The following is an 18,300-nucleotide window of genomic DNA, read 5'->3' on the forward strand; positions in this document are numbered from 1 at the left end:
GATCAGATTTCCTTGGTGATGAAAAGCTTTCGGCAACGCGACAATACGGCGCAGCCTCCCGGGCGGGATGCCATCAACAGCCCCCTGCTATTGCGATATCCTAGCAGGACCTAGGCCTCACCGCCGATGGACGGAACCCGGCCTCGAGAAACGGGGTCAGATTCGCGCCGCGCCAACAACCTGTTCACCGCAATAAGGAAGTGCTGTGCCGATCCTCCTGCGACTCGCTCTGCTCGTCACGCTGCTGCTGCCGCTGGGGGCCCAGGCCCAGTGGTTCTCCCAGGATGACGACGAGGCGTTCCTGCCGGTGCTGGAGGCCTTCGAGCCCAGCGCCTGGCACGATGGCGAGACCCTTCATCTGGGCTTCGAGATCGCCGAAGGCTATTACCTCTATCGCCACCAGTTCACCATCGAGACCGCCGTGGACGGTCTCGAACTTGGCGTTCCCGAGCTCCCCCCGGGGCTGGCCAAGAGTGATGAGTTCCTGGGCGACGTCAATGTCTTCTATGACAGCGTAGTCTTCGACGTACCTCTCGAACCGGGCCACCGGGGTCCGCTGGATATCACCCTGACCTTCCAGGGCTGCGCCGATGCGGGCCTCTGCTATCCACCGGAGCGGGTCGAACTGACCGCCCCTGAGGGAGAGGCCCCGGCCGCTTTCGCCGGCTGGGGGCCGTCCGTCAACACGGACTCGTCCGGAAGCGACACAAACGGCAACGCGGTGACTGCTACCAGGGAGGCGGTCGGAAGCGATGTCGCCACGACCAGTGGCGATACCCTGAGCGGCCCTCCCCAGAGCGAGGATGGCCGCTTCCGCACCCTGATGGCCGACGCCAGCCTGCCGCTGGTCCTCGGGCTCTTCTTCCTGGCTGGCCTGGGTCTGACTTTCACGCCTTGCGTGCTGCCCATGGTGCCGATCCTCTCCTCGATCATCGTGGGGCAGCATCCGACCCGCCCCCGAGCCTTCGTCCTTTCAGCCAGTTACGTGGGCGGGATGGCGCTCACCTATGCCGCCGTAGGGGTGCTGATGGGACTGTTCGGTGCCGGCCTCAACCTCCAGGCCCGCCTGCAATCTGCCCCGGTACTGATCACCTTCGCCGTGCTCTTCACTCTCTTCGCCCTGGCCATGTTCGACGCCTTCAACCTGCGCCTCTCGCCCAGGCTGGCCGGCCGCATCGACAACTGGCAGGCCCGCGCCCAGCACAGCGGCCCCGCCGGCCTGGCTCTGGCCGGGGCCCTGTCGGTGCTGGTGGTCTCGCCCTGTGTGTCGGCGCCGCTGGCCGGCGCCCTGGTATTCATCTCCACCACCGGCGATGCGCTGATGGGCGGGGCGGCACTGTTCGCCCTGGCCATGGGCATGGGCGTGCCGCTGCTGCTGGTAGGCACCTTCGGCACCACCCTGCTACCGCGCTCGGGTGCCTGGATGAACGGTGTCAAGGCTGCCTTCGGTATCCTGCTGCTGGGGGTCGCCATCTGGCTGGTGGAACGACTCCTGCCAGGCAGCATTGCGCTGCTGCTCTGGGCCGGCCTGGCCATCGGCAGCGCCCTGGCTCTGGGGGCACTGACCGTCAACCAGGCCCAAGGCTGGCCGCGCGTGCGTCAGGCGGTGGGCCTGATGCTTCTGGTCTGGGGCATCGCCCTGGTGATCGGCGCCTCCCGCGGTGGGAATGATCCGCTGCAACCCCTGTCCCCTGTCAATTCGGGGGCCGGCACATCGTCCGGCCCGACGGCCAACGTCAGCAGGGCGATCACCACCGTGGAGGACCTCGACGCCCTGCAGGCCTCACTGGTCGAGAGCAACAAGCCGGCCTTCGTCAACTTCACCGCCGACTGGTGCATCTCCTGCAAGGTGATGGAACGCGACGTCTACCCGGCACCCGAGGTGGCAAGCCAACTGGCCAACTTCCGGCGCATCAATGTCGACGTCACCGACGGCGGCGTCACCAGTCGCGAGGTGCTGGACCACTTCCAGCTGTTCGGCCCACCCAGCCTGCTGTTCTTCGACGGCAGCGAGGAACTTCGCGACGCCCGCGTGCAAGGCGAGGTCAATGCCCCGCAGTTGGCCAGCCACCTGGAGGGTGTGCTGGACTGGCTGGAGAGCCGACAAGACTGACCCAGGCGGCACCAACAACCGGCCTCGAACAGTGTTCCTGCACGGCTGGACATCCTTGACGATTTTCGGCAGACTCCGGCGTAATTGCTCTTTCATGGGCAATAGATGCCTCAAGACACGCCATCTTGCCGCGATCTATTGCAAGTTGGCCGGGGTTGACAGCACCCCGGATCATCCCCCAACCCCACCGGTCGAGACAACGTCATGGATATCCGCAAGGTCAAGAAGCTGATCGAACTGCTAGAAGAATCCAACATCAGCGAGATCGAGATCCAGGAAGGAGAAGAGTCGGTTCGTATCAGCCGCCACCCCGATGGCACGAACTGGCAGAACCCCATGCCCCATGCGGCACCGGCCGCTTCAACCCCTCAGACGCCGGCGCCCGTTGCCGAGCCGGCCACCGATGCCGCACCAACCTACAAGGGCGATACCGTCAACTCGCCGATGGTCGGCACCTTCTACCGCTCACCGGCACCGGGTTCCAAATCCTTCGTCGAGATCGGCTCCAGCGTCAAGAAAGGAGAGACCATCTGCATCGTCGAAGCGATGAAGATGATGAACCAGATCGAGGCCGATCGAGACGGTGTGATCGAGGCCTTCCTGGTCGAGGACGGTGAACCGGTCGAGTTCGACCAGCCGCTGCTCGTCATCGCCTGACGCACCCCCTGTCCTCATCATTCACCAACTGGCGGATTCCTTATGCTGGACAAGGTCCTCATCGCCAATCGTGGCGAGATTGCCCTGCGCATCCTGCGCGCCTGCAAGGAGCTGGGCATCAAGACGGTGGCGGTCCACTCCACGGCTGATCGTGAGCTGATGCACGTACGCCTGGCTGACGAGGCCGTGTGCATCGGACCGGCCTCCTCGGCGAACTCTTATCTGAACATCCCGTCGCTGATCAGCGCCGCGGAAGTCACCGACTCCAGTGCGATCCACCCCGGCTACGGCTTCCTCTCCGAGAACGCCAACTTCGCCGAGCAGGTCGAACGTTCGGGCTTCATCTTCATTGGCCCCCGCGCCGAGACCATCCGCCTGATGGGCGACAAGGTCAGTGCCATCGAGTCGATGAAGAAGGCAGGCGTACCCACGGTGCCCGGCTCAGACGGTCCCTTGGGTGACGACGAGGGCGAAACCCTCGCCGTAGCGAAGCGCATTGGCTATCCGGTGATCATCAAGGCCGCCGCCGGGGGGGGCGGGCGCGGCATGCGCGTGGTACATACCGAGGCCCACCTGCTCTCGGCGGTCAATGTCACCCGCACCGAGGCCTACTCCTCGTTCGGCGATGGCACTGTCTATATGGAGAAGTACCTCGAGAATCCGCGTCACGTGGAGATTCAGGTGCTGGCCGATAGCCAGGGCAATGCCATCCACCTCTTCGATCGCGACTGTTCGCTACAGCGCCGTCACCAGAAGGTGATCGAAGAGGCCCCCGCCACGGGGATCGACCAGGCCGCCCGTGCCAAGGTGCTCGAAGCATGCCGGGAAGCGTGTGTCACCATCGGCTACCGGGGCGCCGGCACCTTCGAGTTCCTCTACGAGGACGGACAGTTCTTCTTCATCGAGATGAACACCCGGGTCCAGGTGGAGCACCCGGTCACCGAGATGGTTACCGGCGTGGACATAGTGCGAGAGCAACTGCGCATCGCCTCGGGCCTGCCGCTGTCGGTGAGCCAGGAGGACGTCAAGCTCGCCGGGCACGCCTTCGAGTGTCGCATCAACGCCGAGGATGCCCGGACCTTTATGCCCTCTCCCGGCAAGGTGACTCTCTACCACCCGCCCGGCGGGCTCGGCGTGCGCATGGACTCCCATGTCTACACGGGCTATACCGTACCACCCCACTACGACTCCTTGATCGGCAAGCTGATCACCTGGGGCGTCGACCGGGAAACGGCGCTGATTCGGATGCGCAACGCCCTGGACGAGCTGCTGGTGGAAGGGATCAAGACCAATATCGACCTGCACAAGGACCTGGTGCGCGACGGCTACTTCCAGCAGGGTGGCGTCAATATCCACTACCTGGAGAAGAAGCTGGGCCTCTGAGCCCTGCATCTTAATGCAAGCGGGGCGGCCATCGGGCCGCCCCGCTTGCGTTGCCCCTGCCGCTCCCAACCCCGATCGGAGACCGCCCATGCCCTGGATGCAACTCAAGGCCCGCATCTCCCCCGAGAACGCCGAGCCCCTCGAGGAACTGCTGCTCGCCGAAGGTGCCACCGCCATCACCCTTCAGGACGCCTTCGATGACCCGGTCTTCGAGCCGGAACGTGGGACCACTCCGCTGTGGGACGAGACAATCCTCACCGGCCTCTACGACGACCTGGAAGGCATCGAATCGATGCTCGACCGGGTACGCCAGGCATGGGCCGCCGAATTCCCCGAGGAGCCTTGCCCCGAGGTGGAGGTCGAGTTGCTTGCCGATCGTGACTGGGAGCGCGAGTGGATGGATGACTTCCACCCCCTGCAAATGGGCGAACGGCTGTGGATCGTCCCCAGTTGGCACACTCCCCCGGATCTCGACGCCGTCAACCTGCACCTGGACCCGGGGCTGGCCTTCGGCACCGGCACCCATCCCACCACGGCTCTGTGCCTTGGCTGGCTCGACGGCCTGGCGGTGGCCGGTGAACTGCAAGAGCTGGAGATTCTCGACGTGGGTTGCGGCTCAGGCATCCTGGCCATCGCCGCCCTCAAGCTCGGCGCCCGGCGAGCCACTGGTACCGATATCGACCCCCAGGCGCTGCAGGCCAGTCGCGACAACGCCGAGCGCAACGACGTGGCCGAAACCGACTTCCGGCTCTGCTACCCCGAACAGCTCGAAACGTGCGACTTCCCTCTGGTGATCGCCAACATTCTCGCCGGCCCCCTGGTGGAGCTGGCCAACGAGATCGCCGGCCGCGTGGCACCGGGCGGCCGCCTGGCCCTCTCGGGCATCCTCGAGGACCAGGCCGAGGAAGTACTCGAGACCTACCGGGAACAGGGCCTGCTCATGGACGAACCGGAGATCACCGAAGGCTGGGTACGACTTTCCGGCCAGCGCCCCATTCGCCTTGAGTAGCGGTTCACCAATGACAGTCGGGGGCGTATCATGGCCAGCCCTGACGCCAGCGGCACCGACCATGTCCGATTCACGCCCCCTGCCCCGCATCGGCCCTCACCAACTGCCCAACCGGGTGGTTCTGGCACCCATGGCCGGGGTCACCGACCGCCCGTTCCGGACGCTGTGTCGGCGCCTGGGAGCCGGCTTGGTGGTGGGCGAGATGGTCACCTCGGATTCCAGCCTCTGGCATACCCGCAAGTCCCGGCTACGCATGGACCACGGCGGCGAGCCCGGTCCACGCAGCGTGCAAATTGCCGGCGGCGATGCCGACATGCTCGCCAAGGCGGCGCGCCTCAACGCCGCGATGGGCGCGGAGATCATCGACATCAACATGGGCTGTCCGGCCAAGAAGGTCTGCAACAAGGCCGCGGGTTCCGCCCTGCTGCGCGACGAAGCTCTGGTGGCGGAGATCCTCGAGACGGTGGTCGCCGCAGTACAGGTGCCGGTAACCTTGAAGATCCGCACCGGCTGGTGTGCCGACAGCAACAACGGCGTTCGGGTCGCACGCATCGCCGAAGAAGCCGGTATCCAAGCCCTGGCAGTGCACGGCCGCCATCGCCAGCAGCGCTACGGTGGCGAGGCGGAGTACGATACCATCGCGGCCATCAAGGCCCGGGTGGGGATCCCGGTATTCGCCAACGGCGATATCGACTCTCCGGCCAAGGCGCGCCGGATACTCGACTATACTGGGGCGGACGCGGTAATGGTGGGTCGCGCTGCCCAGGGCAATCCCTGGATCTTTCGCGAGATCGACCACTACCTGCGCCATGGCCAGCGACTCGGCCCGCCGAAGGATGAGGAGCGTGCAGGGGTCCTTCGCGACCACCTTGCCGCCCTGCATGACTTCTACGGCGCTCATATGGGTGTGCGCATCGCACGTAAGCATCTCGGCTGGTATCTGGCCGGAGATGAACGTTTCGACGACACCGGGCGGCGTGCTCTGCGGGCCACCTTCAACGGCCTGGAGAGCTGCCATGCCCAGCGCCACTTTATCGATGAACTCTTTCGTCACGACCCCACCGCGACGCTGAATCGCATTGTGCGGGCCGTGGCATCGGATGGAATCTGTGCCGCATGACCAGCAGCCAATCCCTTGACCAGAATACCGCACTGCCCGAGCTGAATGCTCCGGGCACTTGCGATCTCACCCTACTGGGCGAAGGCCTCGTCCTCCGTCCGAGCCCGCAGGACGACCGGCCCCTGCGCGAAGCCGTGGAGGCCTCGCTCAGCCGCTACTTCGACCACCTCGACGGGAGCAGCGTCACCGATCTCTACGCCATGGTGATGGCCGAGGTCGAAGCGCCGCTGCTGGCCTCGGTTCTCGACCATACCCAGGGCAATCAGACCCGCGCCGCCGAGATGCTCGGCCTCAACCGCGGAACCCTGCGCAAGAAGTTAAAACAGCATGGTCTGATCTGACCGCTCCCTCCAGGGAGCCCGTTGGGCTCCCTGGGCCGTCCTGCCGCCCCATTCATCACCACCGACAGAAGAGTGACCTCATGGCCCAAACCTCCTCCGCAGCGGTTCGCCGCGCCCTGATCAGCGTCTCGGACAAGACCGGTATCGTCGACTTCGCCCGTGGCCTCATGGAGCAGGGTGTGGCGTTGCTCTCCACCGGCGGCACCTTCCGCTTGCTCCAGGAGAACGGCATCGATGTGACAGAGGTCTCCGAGCACACTGGATTTCCCGAGATCATGGATGGCCGGGTCAAGACGCTGCATCCCAAGGTCCACGGCGGCATCCTGGGTCGTCGCGGCGAGGATGACACGGTGATGGCAGAACACGACATCGACCCCATCGACATGGTGGTGGTCAACCTCTATCCCTTCTCGGCCACGGTGGCACGACCGGACTGCACCCTCGAGGACGCCATCGAGAACATCGACATCGGCGGCCCGACCATGGTGCGCGCCTGTGCCAAGAACCATGCCCACACCACCATTGTGGTGGACGCCAGCGACTACGCCCGGGTGCTGGACGAGATCACCTCCGGTAACGGCGCCGTGAGCGATGCCACTCGCTTCGACCTGGCGGTCAAAGCCTTCGAGCATACCGCCGGTTACGATGCCGCCATCGCCGACTACCTGGGACGCCGAGTGCCCGGTGGCGAGGATGGTTTCCCGCGCACCTACAACCTGCAGTTCGAGAAGAAGCAGGCCATGCGTTACGGTGAAAATCCGCACCAGAGTGCTGCCTTCTATGTGGAAGCCAACGCCAGCGAGGCCAGCGTGGCCTCTGCCACCCAGTTGCAGGGCAAGGCACTCTCCTTCAACAACGTTGCCGACACCGATGCCGCCTTCGAGTGCGTCAAGGCCTTCACCGACACCGCCTGCGTGATCGTCAAGCACGCCAATCCTTGCGGCGTGGCAGTGGGTGCAAGCTCGCGAGAAGCCTATGAGAAGGCCTTTGCCACCGATCCGACCAGCGCCTTCGGCGGCATCATCGCCTTCAACGTGGCACTGGACGCCGAGACCGCCCGCGCCATCGTCGACCGCCAGTTCGTCGAGGTGATCATCGCTCCGGGAATCGAGGACGAGGCGCTTGCCATCATCGCCGAGAAGAAGAACGTACGCCTGCTCGATGTCGGCGCAAAGTGGCCCGGCGAGCGCGAGCACGCCCACGATTTCAAGCGGGTGACCGGGGGGCTGCTGGTGCAGGACCGCGACAGGGGTATGGTCGGCCGCGACGAGCTGACCGTGGTCACCGAGCGGGTGCCCAGCGAACAGGAAATGCGTGATCTGGCCTTTGCCTGGAAGGTAGCCAAATACGTCAAGTCCAACGCCATCGTCTACGCCAAGGGCGGCCAGACTATCGGGGTGGGTGCCGGCCAGATGAGCCGCGTCTACTCGGCAAAGATTGCCGGCATCAAGGCCGCCGACGAGGGTCTCTCGGTCCCGGGCTCGGTGATGGCCAGCGACGCTTTCTTCCCCTTCCGCGACGGCATCGATGCTGCAGCTGCGGCCGGAATCGCCGCGGTGATCCAGCCCGGCGGCTCCATGCGTGACCAGGAAGTGATCGACGCCGCCAACGAGGCCGGGATCGCCATGGTGTTCACCGGCATGCGCCACTTCAGGCACTGAACGGCCAAGCGGCCAAGCGGCCAAGCGGCCAAGCGGCCAAGCGGCCAAGCGGCCAAGCGGCCAGAATGATGCTCTCCTGCGCAAAAGCAAGCCCCGACGGTAGTTGCCTTCGGGGCTTGCTTGTAGCTCGGCGCTTTCAGCTCGGCGCTATCAACCCAGATCGATACAGAGGTACTTGGTCTCCAGAAACTCCTCCAGACCCTGATGACCGCCTTCACGGCCCAGGCCCGAGGCCTTGACCCCACCGAAGGGCGCAGCGGCGTTGGATATCAACCCGGTGTTGATGCCCACCATGCCGTACTCCAAGGCGTCGGCGACGCGCCAGACACGCCCCAGGTCCCGAGAATAGAAGTAGGAGGCCAGACCGTACTCGGTGTTGTTAGCCATGTTGACGGCATCTTCTTCGTCGTCGAAGGGGAAGACCGCCGCCAACGGGCCGAAGGTCTCCTCGTGGGCCACCTTCATCTGGTCGTTAGCGAAGCTGATCAGTGTCGGCGTGAAGAAGTTGCCGCCCAGTGGGTGCGGATGGCCTCCCAGCAGCAGCTCGGCGCCCTGATCCACGGCATCATGGACATGCTCGCTGACCTTGGCCACCGCCTTGTCGTCGATCAGCGGGCCGATGTTGACACCGTCCTGGGTGCCGTTACCCACCTTGAGCTCGCTGTTCATAGCGACCGCCAGTTTCTCGCAGAAGGCGTTGACCACGCTGGACTGGACCAGGAAGCGGTTGGTGCAAACACAGGTCTGGCCGGCATTGCGGAATTTGGCGGCCATGGCTCCCTCCACCGCGGCGTCCAGGTCGGCATCCTCGAAGACGATGAAGGGAGCATTACCGCCCAGCTCCAGGGAAATCTTCTGGATGTGCTGGGAGGCCTGCGCCATCAGTTGGCGACCCACCTCGGTGGAGCCGGTGAAGGTAATCTTGCGCACCAGAGGCGATTCGGTCATCGCCGCGGCGATCTCGGAAGCACGGCCCGGCACCACGTTGAACACCCCGCGTGGCACACCGGCCCGCTCGGCCAGCTTGGCCAGGGCGGTGGCGGAGAAGGGGGTCTGGCTGGCCGGCTTGACGACGATGGTACAGCCCGCCGCCAGGGCTGCGCCTGCCTTGCGGGTGATCATCGCTGCGGGGAAATTCCAGGGGGTAATGGCCCCGACCACCCCGATGGGTTGCTTGGTGACCACGATGCGCTGGTTGGACTTGGCGGCGGGGACGGTATCGCCGTAGACGCGCCGTGCCTCCTCGGCGAACCAGCGCAGAAAGCTCGCCGCATAGGCGATTTCACCGGCGGACTCCTTGAGCGGTTTGCCCTGCTCGAAGGTCATGATCATGGCAAGGTCGTCCTGATGTTCGAGCATCAGGTCATGCCACTTCATCAGGATGTCGGCGCGATCCAGAGCGGTCATCGCCCGCCACGCCGGCAGGGCTGCATCGGCCGCAGCGATGGCCCGCTCGGTCTCGGCCCGCCCCAGGCGCGGCACATCCCCCATGGCCTCCCCGGTAGCCGGATTGAGGACATTGATCTGCTCACCACTGTCGGCGGCAACCCAGCTGCCGTCGATGTAGGCGAAAGGACAATAGAGCTGTGTTTCCGTAAGGGCTTGCATGATCATCTCCTGCCGCAAAAGCGGCCTCTTGTCGGTTTGCCTCCATGCTAAGCGAAAGACCCCGGTGCACCAAGCACCGGGGCCCTTTATCGTAGAATGGGATCATTTCCGCCGACAGGCATCAACGTTCAGCGTGGCCGACGCGGTTCCCGGGTGTCGGAGAGCGTAATCGAGACGGAGTCGGCGAAACGTAGCGCATGGGGTTTGTCGATCTCCACCTGAGCGGTCAGCACCGGCTCGTGGCTCATGATCAGGTCCAGCACCTCACGGGTCATGCGCTCGAGCAGCAGGAAGCGATGGTCCTCCACCAGGGCAATCACCGCCTTGGTGATGGTGCGGTAGTTCAGTGCCTGTTCGATGTGGTTGAACGCCACCGCCTTGTCGGCGCGATAACGGATCACGGCATTGATTACCACGTCCTGGCGGTTCTTGATCTCATCCTCCTTGATGCCGATATGGGTGCGCAGCCGCAGGTTCTTGATACGGATCGTGGCCAGGTCATGGTCAAAGTGCTGGTCATCCAGAGCATGCATTGGCATGGCAGGGCTCCTTACGTAGAAATCAGCGGCCGTAGACCAGGGTAAGGAACTCCTGCCGCGTGCTCTGCTTCTCGCGGAAGGTACCGAGCATCACCGAGGTGGTCATGCTGGAGTTCTGCTTTTCTACTCCGCGCATCATCATGCACAGGTGGCGTGCCTCGATCACCACCGCCACCCCGCGAGCCTCGGTGACCTGCTGTACCGCCTCGGCAATCTGGCGAGTCAAGTTCTCCTGAATCTGCATGCGGCGCGCATACATGTCGACGATGCGCGCAAACTTGGAGAGCCCCAGCACCTTGCCGCTAGGCAGGTAGGCGATATGGCACTTGCCGATGAACGGCAGCAGGTGGTGCTCGCACATCGAGTAAAGCTCGATGTCCTTGACCAGCACCATCTCGTCGGTCTCGGACTCGAACACCGCACCGTTGATGATCTCTTCCAGCGACTGAGTATAGCCGCGGTTGAGGAACTGCATCGCCTTGGCGGCCCGCTTGGGGGTGTCGCGAAGACCTTCCCGGTCCGGATCCTCCCCCAGTTCGTGAATGATCCGGCGGTAGTGGTTGGCGAGTTCTTCGGTCATGGTCAGGCCCCGTGGCAGTGTCGGTGTCCGATGCGTCGTGGATGGCCTGGCCATCGCATGGTGTACAGAAAATATACAAGATCATGATCTTGTACAACAAAAGAGTCCGGAACTCGCCAGTCTACCGCAAGATATCCGACAACGCAGGCAGCGGTTGCCGCCGATCAGTGACATCGTGTCGCGTCTTCTCCATCCCGGGGGCCGTTCACCCTGTGGTAGAATGATTTTTGCCTCATGCTGTGCCCAAATCACCCTCGAGAGCCCAACATGATCAAGACCCATGCCTCTCTGATGATCGCCGCCGTTCTGGCAATGCCGCCCCTGGCCATGAGCGATACCCTCGAACTGCCGGCCGATGCCACCGTCAACGTCCAGGTCATCGACGAGCTGACGCTGTCCGAGCAGACACCGGAACGCAACGATCTGTTGATCCATCCGGTGGCCGATGGCGATGCCTCCCATACCCTGCCGGAATACTGCGTACTGATCGGCGACGCCCGCATCGACGACGAACGAATCCGCCTGACCACCCAGTCGCTGACCTGCATCGAGACGGACGGTAGCGAAAGCGAGATCTACAGTGGCGAGATCTCCGCCGCCGCCTACGACTCTGACGGCGACTTTGGCCTCGCCGCCTGCCAGAACGGCACTTGCCGCCTGACCCGGGAGCAGACCTTCCAGCTTCGCCTGGCCAGCGACCTGGCTATCGAGCAACAGGACAACCCTGCCGCCGAAATCAACGAGCAACGTCGCCAGGCCGAAGGCGAAGGGGTCGCCAATCCGATTCCCGCCGACGCGCCGAACCCCGACGACGACTGAACGCTCCCGGTCACGTCGAGACGCACCCTGCAGGGTGCGTCTTTCATGCTGACGTACGAGCTTCCGGCCGGGATCACGCCAGCCAGCGGGGCCTGGCCTCCAGGGCCTGGCGCTGCTGCTCGAGCATGCGTAAGTGCCCGTCCCAGTAGCCGGCATCGGCCAGCCAGGGAAACGCCGGCGGAAAAGCCGGATCCGTCCAGCGATTGACCAGCCAGGCACTGTGGCGCAGTAGGCGCAGGGTGCGCAGAGGCTCCACTAGCGCGAGCTCGCTGCGATCGAATTCGCGGTGCTGCTCGTAGCCCTCGGCCACCTCAGAGAGCTGCATCTGGCGCTCTCCCTCCTCCTGCGCGGTGAACAGCATCCATAGATCCTGAATGGCCGGAGCCATCAGGCAATCATCGAAGTCGACCAGCGCAAACTGCTCGTCGCGGCCTAGGATGTTGCCGATATGGCAGTCGCCCTGCACGCGAATCGCCTGCTTCGTGCTCCAGGTGCGGGGGACCAGCTGGCGATGCAGGGTCGTGGTAATCCGCTCATAGGCCTGGCGCTGGCGACGATCCAGCCACTGGCTTTCCAGCACCTTGTCACGAGCCTCGAGCACCATGCCATCCAGGTCCAGCGAGCGACGCCGCGCGAAGTGCCCTTGCTCACCCACCTCATGTACCGCGCCGATCAGCTCGCCAAGGGCAAACAGATGTGCCGGGTTCTCCAGTTCCGGCGCCTGACCCGGCAGGTGGGGGAAGAGGGTAAAGCGAAACCCCTCGGCGAGGTGCAGGCTCTCGCCCGCCTCGTCCCGCCAAGGAGCGGCCACTGCCACCCCGGCAGCAACGAGCTCGACCAGGAAGTCATGCTCCTCGCGAATCTGGGCGTTCGTCCAGCGCTCGGGGCGATAGAACTTCACCACCCAGCGGCGGCGATCCTCGTCGTGCACCAGGAAGACACGGTTCTCGTAACTGTTGAGGGCAAAGGGCTCGCCGGGCAACCAGAAGCCGAGTGATTCCACCGCAGCCACCACTCGGGCAGGCGAAAGCTGAGCAAAGGGATGAGGGGTAGTGTCCATGGGGGCTCCCGGTGCATCAAGAGCCTCATGCTAACAGGGAAGCGCCTATCAGTGCCTGTCTGCCGGCGTCCGGGCCACCGCCCAGGCCTGCACCTCCTCGACACCGGCCTGGCGGCAGGCCACGGCTAGGGCATCAAGGGTCGCCCCGGTAGTCATGACGTCATCCACCAGCACCACCCGCCGTGGCAGGCCGGCCGAGATGCGAAAGGCACCGCGCAGATTGCTGCGACGCTCGCCCCGGTCCAGGCCACGCTGGGTGCGGGTATCGCGAGTGCGCTGCGCCAGCACCGAGGGACAGCCCAGGTACCGCCCGAGGCGGGTAGCCAGCCAGCGCGCCTGATCGAAGCCCCGTTCACGAGCCCGTCGTGGATGCAGGGGAACCGGCACCAGCGCCTCGGGCCATCGTCGGTCTGCCGGGGACAGTCCCGCTACCAGCAATTCCAGCAGCACTCGGCCGGCCCTCGGCGAGGCATCGAACTTGAAGCGTTGCACCAGGCCGGCCATTTCGGCCTCGTAGCGCAGCGGCACCCGGGCCCGGTCGAACTGTGGAGGACGGCGCAGGCAGTGACCACAGCGGCGTCCCGTCTCTGCGCCCGGCTGGGGCTCGGCGCAGACGGGACAGGCCGGCAGGTTCCAGGGCAGTTCCGTGAAACAGGTCTCGCACCAGGGATGTTTGCCCGGCATGGGGGCCAGGCAGAAGACGCAGCGACCTGGCAGAGCCTGCTCCAACCATCCGTCAACCTTTTCTTTCAATAAGGTTGACATGGCGACCGCAGGCCTTAGGCTATCCGTCAACCTTGGTATGAACGTCAAGTTGACCATAAGCGAGCCCACCATGCCCCTTGCGTCCCACGAATCCCGCACCGCTTCCCTGACCCTAGCCCCAGGAGGCGAAGTCCGCCACGACTGGACGATTGAGGCGATCGAGGCGCTCTTTGCCCTGCCCTTTATCGACCTGCTGTTTCATGCACAGCAGGTCCACCGCGCCCACTTCGACCCCAACGCCGTGCAGGTATCCACCCTGCTCTCGATCAAGACCGGCGCCTGCCCCGAGGACTGCAAGTACTGTCCCCAGTCGGGGCACTACAACACTGGCCTCGGCAAGGAGAAGCTGCTGGAGGTCGAGAAGGTGGTCGAGCAGGCACAGGCAGCCCGTGATGCCGGCGCCAGCCGCTTCTGCATGGGCGCGGCATGGAAGAGCCCACGCGAGAGAGATCTCGATGTGGTGCTGGAGATGGTCCGTCAGGTCAAGGCACTGGGACTCGAGACCTGTATGACCCTGGGCATGGTCGACGGCGACCAGGCCAATCGCCTGGCGGAAGCCGGTCTCGATTACTACAACCACAACCTCGACACCTCGCCCGAGTATTACGGCGAGATCATCACCACCCGCACCTACGCCGACCGCCTGGAGACCCTGGGCAACGTGCGCCAGGCCGGCATGAAGGTGTGCGCCGGGGGCATCCTGGGCATGGGCGAGGCGCCCCGCGACCGTGCTGCCCTGCTCCAGCAGTTGGCTCGGCTCGAGCCGCACCCGGAATCGGTGCCGATCAACATGCTGGTCAAGGTGCCGGGTACGCCACTCGAGGACGTGGACGACCTCGATCCCATCGAGTTCATCCGCGCCATCGCCGTGGCCCGCATCCTGATGCCGGAGAGCCATGTGCGCCTGTCCGCCGGTCGCGAGCAGATGGATGAATCCACCCAGGCACTGGCCTTCCTGGCCGGGGCCAACTCGATCTTCTATGGCGACCAGCTACTGACCACGTCCAACCCCCAGGTAGAACAGGACCGGGCGCTGTTCGCCAAGCTGGGGCTTCATCCGGAAGTGGTGGAAAAGAGCGCACGGGTCTGCGCAGACGATGCCCGCCAGCAGGCCGACCTGGAAACCGCGCTTGAAGTCAGAGCGGCTCGCCAGGCCGAGGCGGCACTCGCCGCGAGGGCCGGGAAGCTCGCCTATGACGCCACCCTGGACGCTCCCAGGGTCTGACCCGCCATGCAGGATGCCTGGAGCACCTACCTCGCCGAGCGGGCCGCAACGCAGCGTCACAGCGGGCGCTGGCGCCGCCGCCGCACCCATCGCGCCAACGACCGGCGCTGTGACTTTGCCGGCAACGATTATCTGGGCCTGGCCGGGGACCCGCGTCTCGCCGAGGCCCAGGCGGAGGGAGCCCGACGATACGGTGCCGGTGCTCGAGCCTCACACCTGGTCAGCGGCCACCTCAAGGTGCACGAGGTCCTGGAACAGCGGCTGGCTGCGCTCACCGGCCGACCGGCAGCGCTGCTGTTTTCTACCGGCTATATGGCCAACCTCGGCACCCTGCAGGCACTCTGTGACTCCAACACACGGGTGTTCCAGGACCGCCTGAACCACGCCTCGCTGATCGACGGCGCCCGGCTCGCCGGTGCCCGCTCGCGGCGTTTCCATCATGGCGATCTTGAGGACCTCGATCGGCTGCTGACGCGCACTCCGGGAGATGGGCGCAGGCTGGTGGTCAGCGACGGGGTATTCAGCATGGATGGCGACGTGGCCGATATCGACGGGCTGGCCGCGGCCAGTGCCCGTCATGGGGCCTGGTTGATGATCGACGATGCTCACGGCTTGGGCGTGCTGGGCGAGCAGGGCGACGGCTGTGTGGGCCACGCCCATGGCATCGAGCAGGTCCCCGTGCTGGTCGGTACGCTCGGCAAGGCACTGGGCTCCGCCGGCGCCTTCGTCGCGGGAAGCGAGAGGCTGATCGAGCACCTGATCCAGTTCTCACGCCCCTATGTGTACACCACTGCCCAGCCGCCCGGGGTGGCCGCGGCCACCCTGAAGGCCCTCGAGCTGCTCGAGGCCGAACCCGAGCGTCGTGACCGCCTGCGCACTCTGATCCGTCGCTTCCGTACCGAGGCTACCACCCTGGGATTGCCGCTGGCCGCTTCCCCCACACCGATCCAGCCGCTGGTGCTGGGCGACAGCCAGCAGGTGATGACCTGGGCCGCCTGGCTGGCAGAACGTGGCCTGTCAGTCGGTGCGATCCGCGAACCAACGGTGCCCCCTGGCCAGGCACGCCTGCGCATCACCCTGAGTGCCGCCCACACGGATGCCGATCTTGACACCCTGCTCGAGGCGCTGGCCGCCTGCGAGGCCCAGGATGCTCTGATGAGCAGGAAGGCGAGCCCATGACGCCCTTGGTGCTGCTCTCTGGCTGGGGCTGCGACGCTCGCCTCTGGCAACCGCTGGCTGAACACTGGCCCGAGGGGCTTGCAGTCAGCACTCCGGACTGGCCCGGCTACGGGACTCGCCGGCCGCTGGCGGACCCCGCCAGCCTGGCAGAGCTGGGCGATGCCATGAGCGATGAGCTGACGCCGGATGCCGTCTGGGTGGGCTGGTCGCTGGGCGGGCTACTGGCTGCTGCCCTGCTCGACCACCTGCCCGCGCCCCGTGCCCTGGTCCTGCTCGGCATGGGTAAGCGGTTCTGTCATGAAGAAGGCATCTCCACGGTAGAGCTGGCCGCCTTCTGTCGTGCCTTCGCCCGGGATTCCAACGCCACCCTGACACACTTCTGGCGCTGGCAGCTGCGGGGCGAGCCCGACCCGCGCGCTGCTCACCGGCAGCTGCACGGCCTGCTCGGCGATAACCGTGGCGTCGATAACGCTACCCTGGCCGCAGGGCTCACCCAGCTTGCCGGGCTCGATAACGGTAACCGCCTGGCCAGATCGCCCTGCCCGGTATGGCGTATCGCGGGGGAACAGGACCCACTACTCGCGCCTACGCAGCGCGCGAACGCCGACCACCGCCTGAGCAATGCCGGCCACTGTCCGATGCTCAGCCAGCCGGCGCCGCTGGCCGCCTGCCTCGCCAACATCGCCAAGGTATCCACACCATGACCGCCTTGTCGCTCGCCACCCCTACCACTGGGAATGTGCCCCGGAGAGATGACTGGCAGGCCCGCGTCGCCCGCGCCTTCTCCCGCGCAGCCCCGAGATATGCCGAGCGCGCAAGAGCTCAACGGATCATGGCGGAGTCGCTTCTCTCCCGCCTTCCCGAGTGTGCCGAGAGAGTGCTGGATCTGGGCTGCGGGCCGGGCGAGATGGCGGCGAGCCTGGCCGAGCGATTCGGTTCCAGCTGCACGGTCGTCGGCCTTGACCTTGCCCCGGGCATGCTCGAGGTGGCCTACCGAACGCACGGTAACGCGGTCCGCTGGCTGTGCGGCGATGCCGCCGCCCTGCCACTGGAAGACACCAGCCAGGAGCTGGTGGTCTCCAACCTGGCGATCCAGTGGTGCCCAGACCTTGACGCCGTATTGGCCGAGCTTCGCCGCGTCTTGCGCCCAGGCGGCCGGGCGCTGATCAACACCCTAGGGCCCGGAACGCTGGCCGAGGTTGGCCGGGCCTGGTCGCGTCCCGGCCAACCCACCGGCCTGCTGAGCTTCCGCGACGCCGCTCACCATCGAGGCGCGGCCTGGGCGGCGGGCTTTCGTCGCCTCGACTGCCGAGAGCATGCACTGCGGTTCCACTACCCCGACCTCACCGCTGTGATGGCCTCCATCAAGGGCGTAGGCGCCCAGACCTCAAGGCCCGGGGGCCAACTCACCCGGGCCGACCTGGCCCGGGCGGCGCACCGCTACGAGGCCATGCGTGAACCGGAGGGCCTGCCCGTGACCTATCGCCTGCTGACTCTGGAACTGGACGCCTGAGATGAGCGCCTTTTTTGTCACCGGTACCGACACTGACGCCGGCAAGACCTTGGTCACCAGCGGCCTGCTGGCCCGCGCCCGCCGCAACGGCCTCACCACCCTGGGCCTCAAGCCCTTGGCCTCCGGCTGCGAGGCCACAGCCGAGGGCCTGCGCAACGCCGATGCTCTGGCCCTGCAAGGCCAAAGCCACCCCGCAGCGGACTACGACACGATCAATCCCTTCACCTTCGCCCCGGCTATTGCCCCGCACCTGGCCGCCCGCCGGGCCGGCATGATTCTGGCCCTCGACGACTTGGTCGAACGGACTCGGCCCCTGCTCGAGTCGGGGCGAGACCTGACCCTGGTCGAGGGCGCAGGCGGCTGGCGGGTGCCCCTGAACGAACACGAAGACCTCTCGGACCTGGCCGTCAGACTCGGGCTACCGGTGCTGCTGGTGGTGGGCCTGCGCCTGGGCTGCATCAGCCATGCCCGGCTCACCGCCGAGGCGATCCAGGCAGACGGCCTTCGGCTGGCCGGCTGGGCCGGCAGCCTGGTAGACCCTGAATTCGCCAGCGACGCGGCCCTCTACCGCGACAACCTGGCCACCCTCGAGGCCACGCTACCCGCGCCCTGTCTGGGCGTTATCCAGCGGCTAGCGGCCGGCGAGGCAAGTGCCATGGCCGCGGCCGCCGCCAACTATCTGGAGCTGCCCGATGGCGATTGACTTGCGCGGGGGCGTACGTAGAATG

Annotated in this window: 18 protein-coding genes; 13 read left to right on the forward strand and 5 right to left on the reverse strand. The window is 65.6% G+C overall.

Going from position 1 to position 18,300, the window contains the following annotated elements:
- Window positions 1-205 precede the first annotated feature (205 nt).
- From dsbD to purH, 7 genes are all read left to right on the forward strand, one after another.
- Window positions 206-2,113 carry a protein-disulfide reductase DsbD gene (gene dsbD / locus BMY30_RS05080; RefSeq protein ID WP_089711277.1) on the forward strand — a complete coding sequence of 636 codons (1,908 nt, stop codon included), beginning with the start codon at window positions 206-208 and terminating at the stop codon, window positions 2,111-2,113.
- 204 nt (window positions 2,114-2,317) lie between these two features.
- A complete protein-coding gene (accB, locus tag BMY30_RS05085; RefSeq protein WP_089711279.1) occupies window positions 2,318-2,770 on the forward strand; it encodes an acetyl-CoA carboxylase biotin carboxyl carrier protein in 453 nt (150 codons plus the stop codon).
- Between the two features lie 42 nt (window positions 2,771-2,812).
- Complete coding sequence (gene accC / locus BMY30_RS05090; RefSeq protein ID WP_089711280.1) at window positions 2,813-4,153, forward strand: acetyl-CoA carboxylase biotin carboxylase subunit; 1,341 nt, start codon at window positions 2,813-2,815, stop codon at window positions 4,151-4,153.
- A gap of 88 nt (window positions 4,154-4,241) precedes the next feature.
- The gene (prmA, locus tag BMY30_RS05095) at window positions 4,242-5,162 is read left to right on the forward strand and encodes a 50S ribosomal protein L11 methyltransferase (protein WP_089711282.1); all 921 of its coding nucleotides are present in this window, start codon (window positions 4,242-4,244) and stop codon (window positions 5,160-5,162) included.
- 61 nt (window positions 5,163-5,223) lie between these two features.
- Complete coding sequence (gene dusB, locus BMY30_RS05100) at window positions 5,224-6,282, forward strand: tRNA dihydrouridine synthase DusB (protein ID WP_089711284.1); 1,059 nt, start codon at window positions 5,224-5,226, stop codon at window positions 6,280-6,282.
- Complete coding sequence (gene fis / locus BMY30_RS05105; protein ID WP_089711286.1) at window positions 6,279-6,623, forward strand: DNA-binding transcriptional regulator Fis; 345 nt, start codon at window positions 6,279-6,281, stop codon at window positions 6,621-6,623. The genes dusB and fis overlap by 4 nt, the downstream gene beginning before the upstream one ends.
- An 80-nt stretch (window positions 6,624-6,703) precedes the next feature.
- Window positions 6,704-8,284 (forward strand): bifunctional phosphoribosylaminoimidazolecarboxamide formyltransferase/IMP cyclohydrolase, encoded by a 1,581-nt coding sequence (purH, locus tag BMY30_RS05110; protein ID WP_089711288.1) that lies wholly within the window; start codon window positions 6,704-6,706, stop codon window positions 8,282-8,284.
- Window positions 8,285-8,434: 150 nt separating this feature from the next.
- Here purH and BMY30_RS05115 read toward each other — a convergent pair whose 3' ends face one another.
- The 3 genes from BMY30_RS05115 to folE form a co-directional block, all read right to left on the reverse strand.
- On the reverse strand, window positions 8,435-9,892 hold the full coding sequence (locus tag BMY30_RS05115) for an NAD-dependent succinate-semialdehyde dehydrogenase (protein ID WP_089711290.1): 1,458 nt from the start codon (window positions 9,890-9,892) through the stop codon (window positions 8,435-8,437).
- Window positions 9,893-10,020: 128 nt separating this feature from the next.
- Window positions 10,021-10,431: a dihydroneopterin triphosphate 2'-epimerase gene (folX, locus tag BMY30_RS05120; RefSeq protein ID WP_089711292.1), complete on the reverse strand. Its 411-nt coding sequence runs from the start codon at window positions 10,429-10,431 to the stop codon at window positions 10,021-10,023.
- A gap of 22 nt (window positions 10,432-10,453) precedes the next feature.
- Window positions 10,454-11,011, reverse strand: a complete 558-nt coding sequence (folE, locus tag BMY30_RS05125; protein ID WP_089711294.1) for a GTP cyclohydrolase I FolE — start codon at window positions 11,009-11,011, stop codon at window positions 10,454-10,456.
- A gap of 267 nt (window positions 11,012-11,278) precedes the next feature.
- Here folE and BMY30_RS05130 point away from each other — a divergent pair, with 267 nt between their 5' ends.
- Window positions 11,279-11,830: a TraB/TrbI/VirB10 family type IV secretion system protein gene (locus BMY30_RS05130; RefSeq protein WP_089711297.1), complete on the forward strand. Its 552-nt coding sequence runs from the start codon at window positions 11,279-11,281 to the stop codon at window positions 11,828-11,830.
- Window positions 11,831-11,903: 73 nt separating this feature from the next.
- Here the strand turns inward: BMY30_RS05130 and BMY30_RS05135 are convergent, their stop codons facing one another.
- Together BMY30_RS05135 and BMY30_RS05140 are read right to left on the reverse strand one after the other, a co-directional pair.
- The gene (locus BMY30_RS05135; RefSeq protein WP_089711299.1) at window positions 11,904-12,890 is read right to left on the reverse strand and encodes a serine/threonine protein kinase; all 987 of its coding nucleotides are present in this window, start codon (window positions 12,888-12,890) and stop codon (window positions 11,904-11,906) included.
- A 48-nt stretch (window positions 12,891-12,938) separates the two neighbouring features.
- Window positions 12,939-13,619, reverse strand: a complete 681-nt coding sequence (locus BMY30_RS05140) for a ComFC family protein (RefSeq protein ID WP_244516125.1) — start codon at window positions 13,617-13,619, stop codon at window positions 12,939-12,941.
- A gap of 106 nt (window positions 13,620-13,725) precedes the next feature.
- On the opposite strand from BMY30_RS05140, the gene bioB reads away from it, so the two are divergent.
- The 5 genes from bioB (at window position 13,726) to bioD (ending at window position 18,275) form a co-directional block, all read left to right on the forward strand.
- Complete coding sequence (gene bioB / locus BMY30_RS05145; protein WP_089711566.1) at window positions 13,726-14,880, forward strand: biotin synthase BioB; 1,155 nt, start codon at window positions 13,726-13,728, stop codon at window positions 14,878-14,880.
- Window positions 14,881-14,886: 6 nt separating this feature from the next.
- Window positions 14,887-16,059: an 8-amino-7-oxononanoate synthase gene (bioF, locus tag BMY30_RS05150; protein ID WP_089711302.1), complete on the forward strand. Its 1,173-nt coding sequence runs from the start codon at window positions 14,887-14,889 to the stop codon at window positions 16,057-16,059.
- Window positions 16,056-16,763 carry an alpha/beta fold hydrolase gene (locus tag BMY30_RS05155; protein WP_089711304.1) on the forward strand — a complete coding sequence of 236 codons (708 nt, stop codon included), beginning with the start codon at window positions 16,056-16,058 and terminating at the stop codon, window positions 16,761-16,763. Before bioF ends, BMY30_RS05155 begins: the two co-directional genes overlap by 4 nt.
- A 128-nt stretch (window positions 16,764-16,891) precedes the next feature.
- The gene (locus BMY30_RS05160; RefSeq protein WP_342027774.1) at window positions 16,892-17,572 is read left to right on the forward strand and encodes a methyltransferase domain-containing protein; all 681 of its coding nucleotides are present in this window, start codon (window positions 16,892-16,894) and stop codon (window positions 17,570-17,572) included.
- Window position 17,573: 1 nt separating this feature from the next.
- Entirely contained in the window at window positions 17,574-18,275 is a 702-nt protein-coding gene (gene bioD / locus BMY30_RS05165; RefSeq protein WP_089711307.1) for a dethiobiotin synthase, read from the forward strand.
- Window positions 18,276-18,300 lie beyond the last annotated feature (25 nt).

The sequence above is a fragment of the Halomonas daqiaonensis genome, from assembly GCF_900109725.1.
GTDB lineage: Bacteria > Pseudomonadota > Gammaproteobacteria > Pseudomonadales > Halomonadaceae > Halomonas > Halomonas daqiaonensis.

Coding starts and splice junctions, on each gene's coding strand:
- fis (WP_089711286.1), top strand. CDS start 6,279: ATGACCAGCAGCCAATCCCTTGACCAGAATACCGCACTGCCCGAGCTG.
- BMY30_RS05130 (WP_089711297.1), top strand. CDS start 11,279: ATGATCAAGACCCATGCCTCTCTGATGATCGCCGCCGTTCTGGCAATG.
- purH (WP_089711288.1), top strand. CDS start 6,704: ATGGCCCAAACCTCCTCCGCAGCGGTTCGCCGCGCCCTGATCAGCGTC.
- BMY30_RS05160 (WP_342027774.1), top strand. CDS start 16,892: ATGGCGGAGTCGCTTCTCTCCCGCCTTCCCGAGTGTGCCGAGAGAGTG.
- BMY30_RS05115 (WP_089711290.1), bottom strand. CDS start 9,892: ATGCAAGCCCTTACGGAAACACAGCTCTATTGTCCTTTCGCCTACATC.
- folX (WP_089711292.1), bottom strand. CDS start 10,431: ATGCCAATGCATGCTCTGGATGACCAGCACTTTGACCATGACCTGGCC.
- folE (WP_089711294.1), bottom strand. CDS start 11,011: ATGACCGAAGAACTCGCCAACCACTACCGCCGGATCATTCACGAACTG.
- accC (WP_089711280.1), top strand. CDS start 2,813: ATGCTGGACAAGGTCCTCATCGCCAATCGTGGCGAGATTGCCCTGCGC.
- BMY30_RS05155 (WP_089711304.1), top strand. CDS start 16,056: ATGACGCCCTTGGTGCTGCTCTCTGGCTGGGGCTGCGACGCTCGCCTC.
- bioB (WP_089711566.1), top strand. CDS start 13,726: ATGCCCCTTGCGTCCCACGAATCCCGCACCGCTTCCCTGACCCTAGCC.
- prmA (WP_089711282.1), top strand. CDS start 4,242: ATGCCCTGGATGCAACTCAAGGCCCGCATCTCCCCCGAGAACGCCGAG.
- BMY30_RS05135 (WP_089711299.1), bottom strand. CDS start 12,890: ATGGACACTACCCCTCATCCCTTTGCTCAGCTTTCGCCTGCCCGAGTG.
- accB (WP_089711279.1), top strand. CDS start 2,318: ATGGATATCCGCAAGGTCAAGAAGCTGATCGAACTGCTAGAAGAATCC.
- bioD (WP_089711307.1), top strand. CDS start 17,574: ATGAGCGCCTTTTTTGTCACCGGTACCGACACTGACGCCGGCAAGACC.
- bioF (WP_089711302.1), top strand. CDS start 14,887: ATGCAGGATGCCTGGAGCACCTACCTCGCCGAGCGGGCCGCAACGCAG.
- dusB (WP_089711284.1), top strand. CDS start 5,224: ATGTCCGATTCACGCCCCCTGCCCCGCATCGGCCCTCACCAACTGCCC.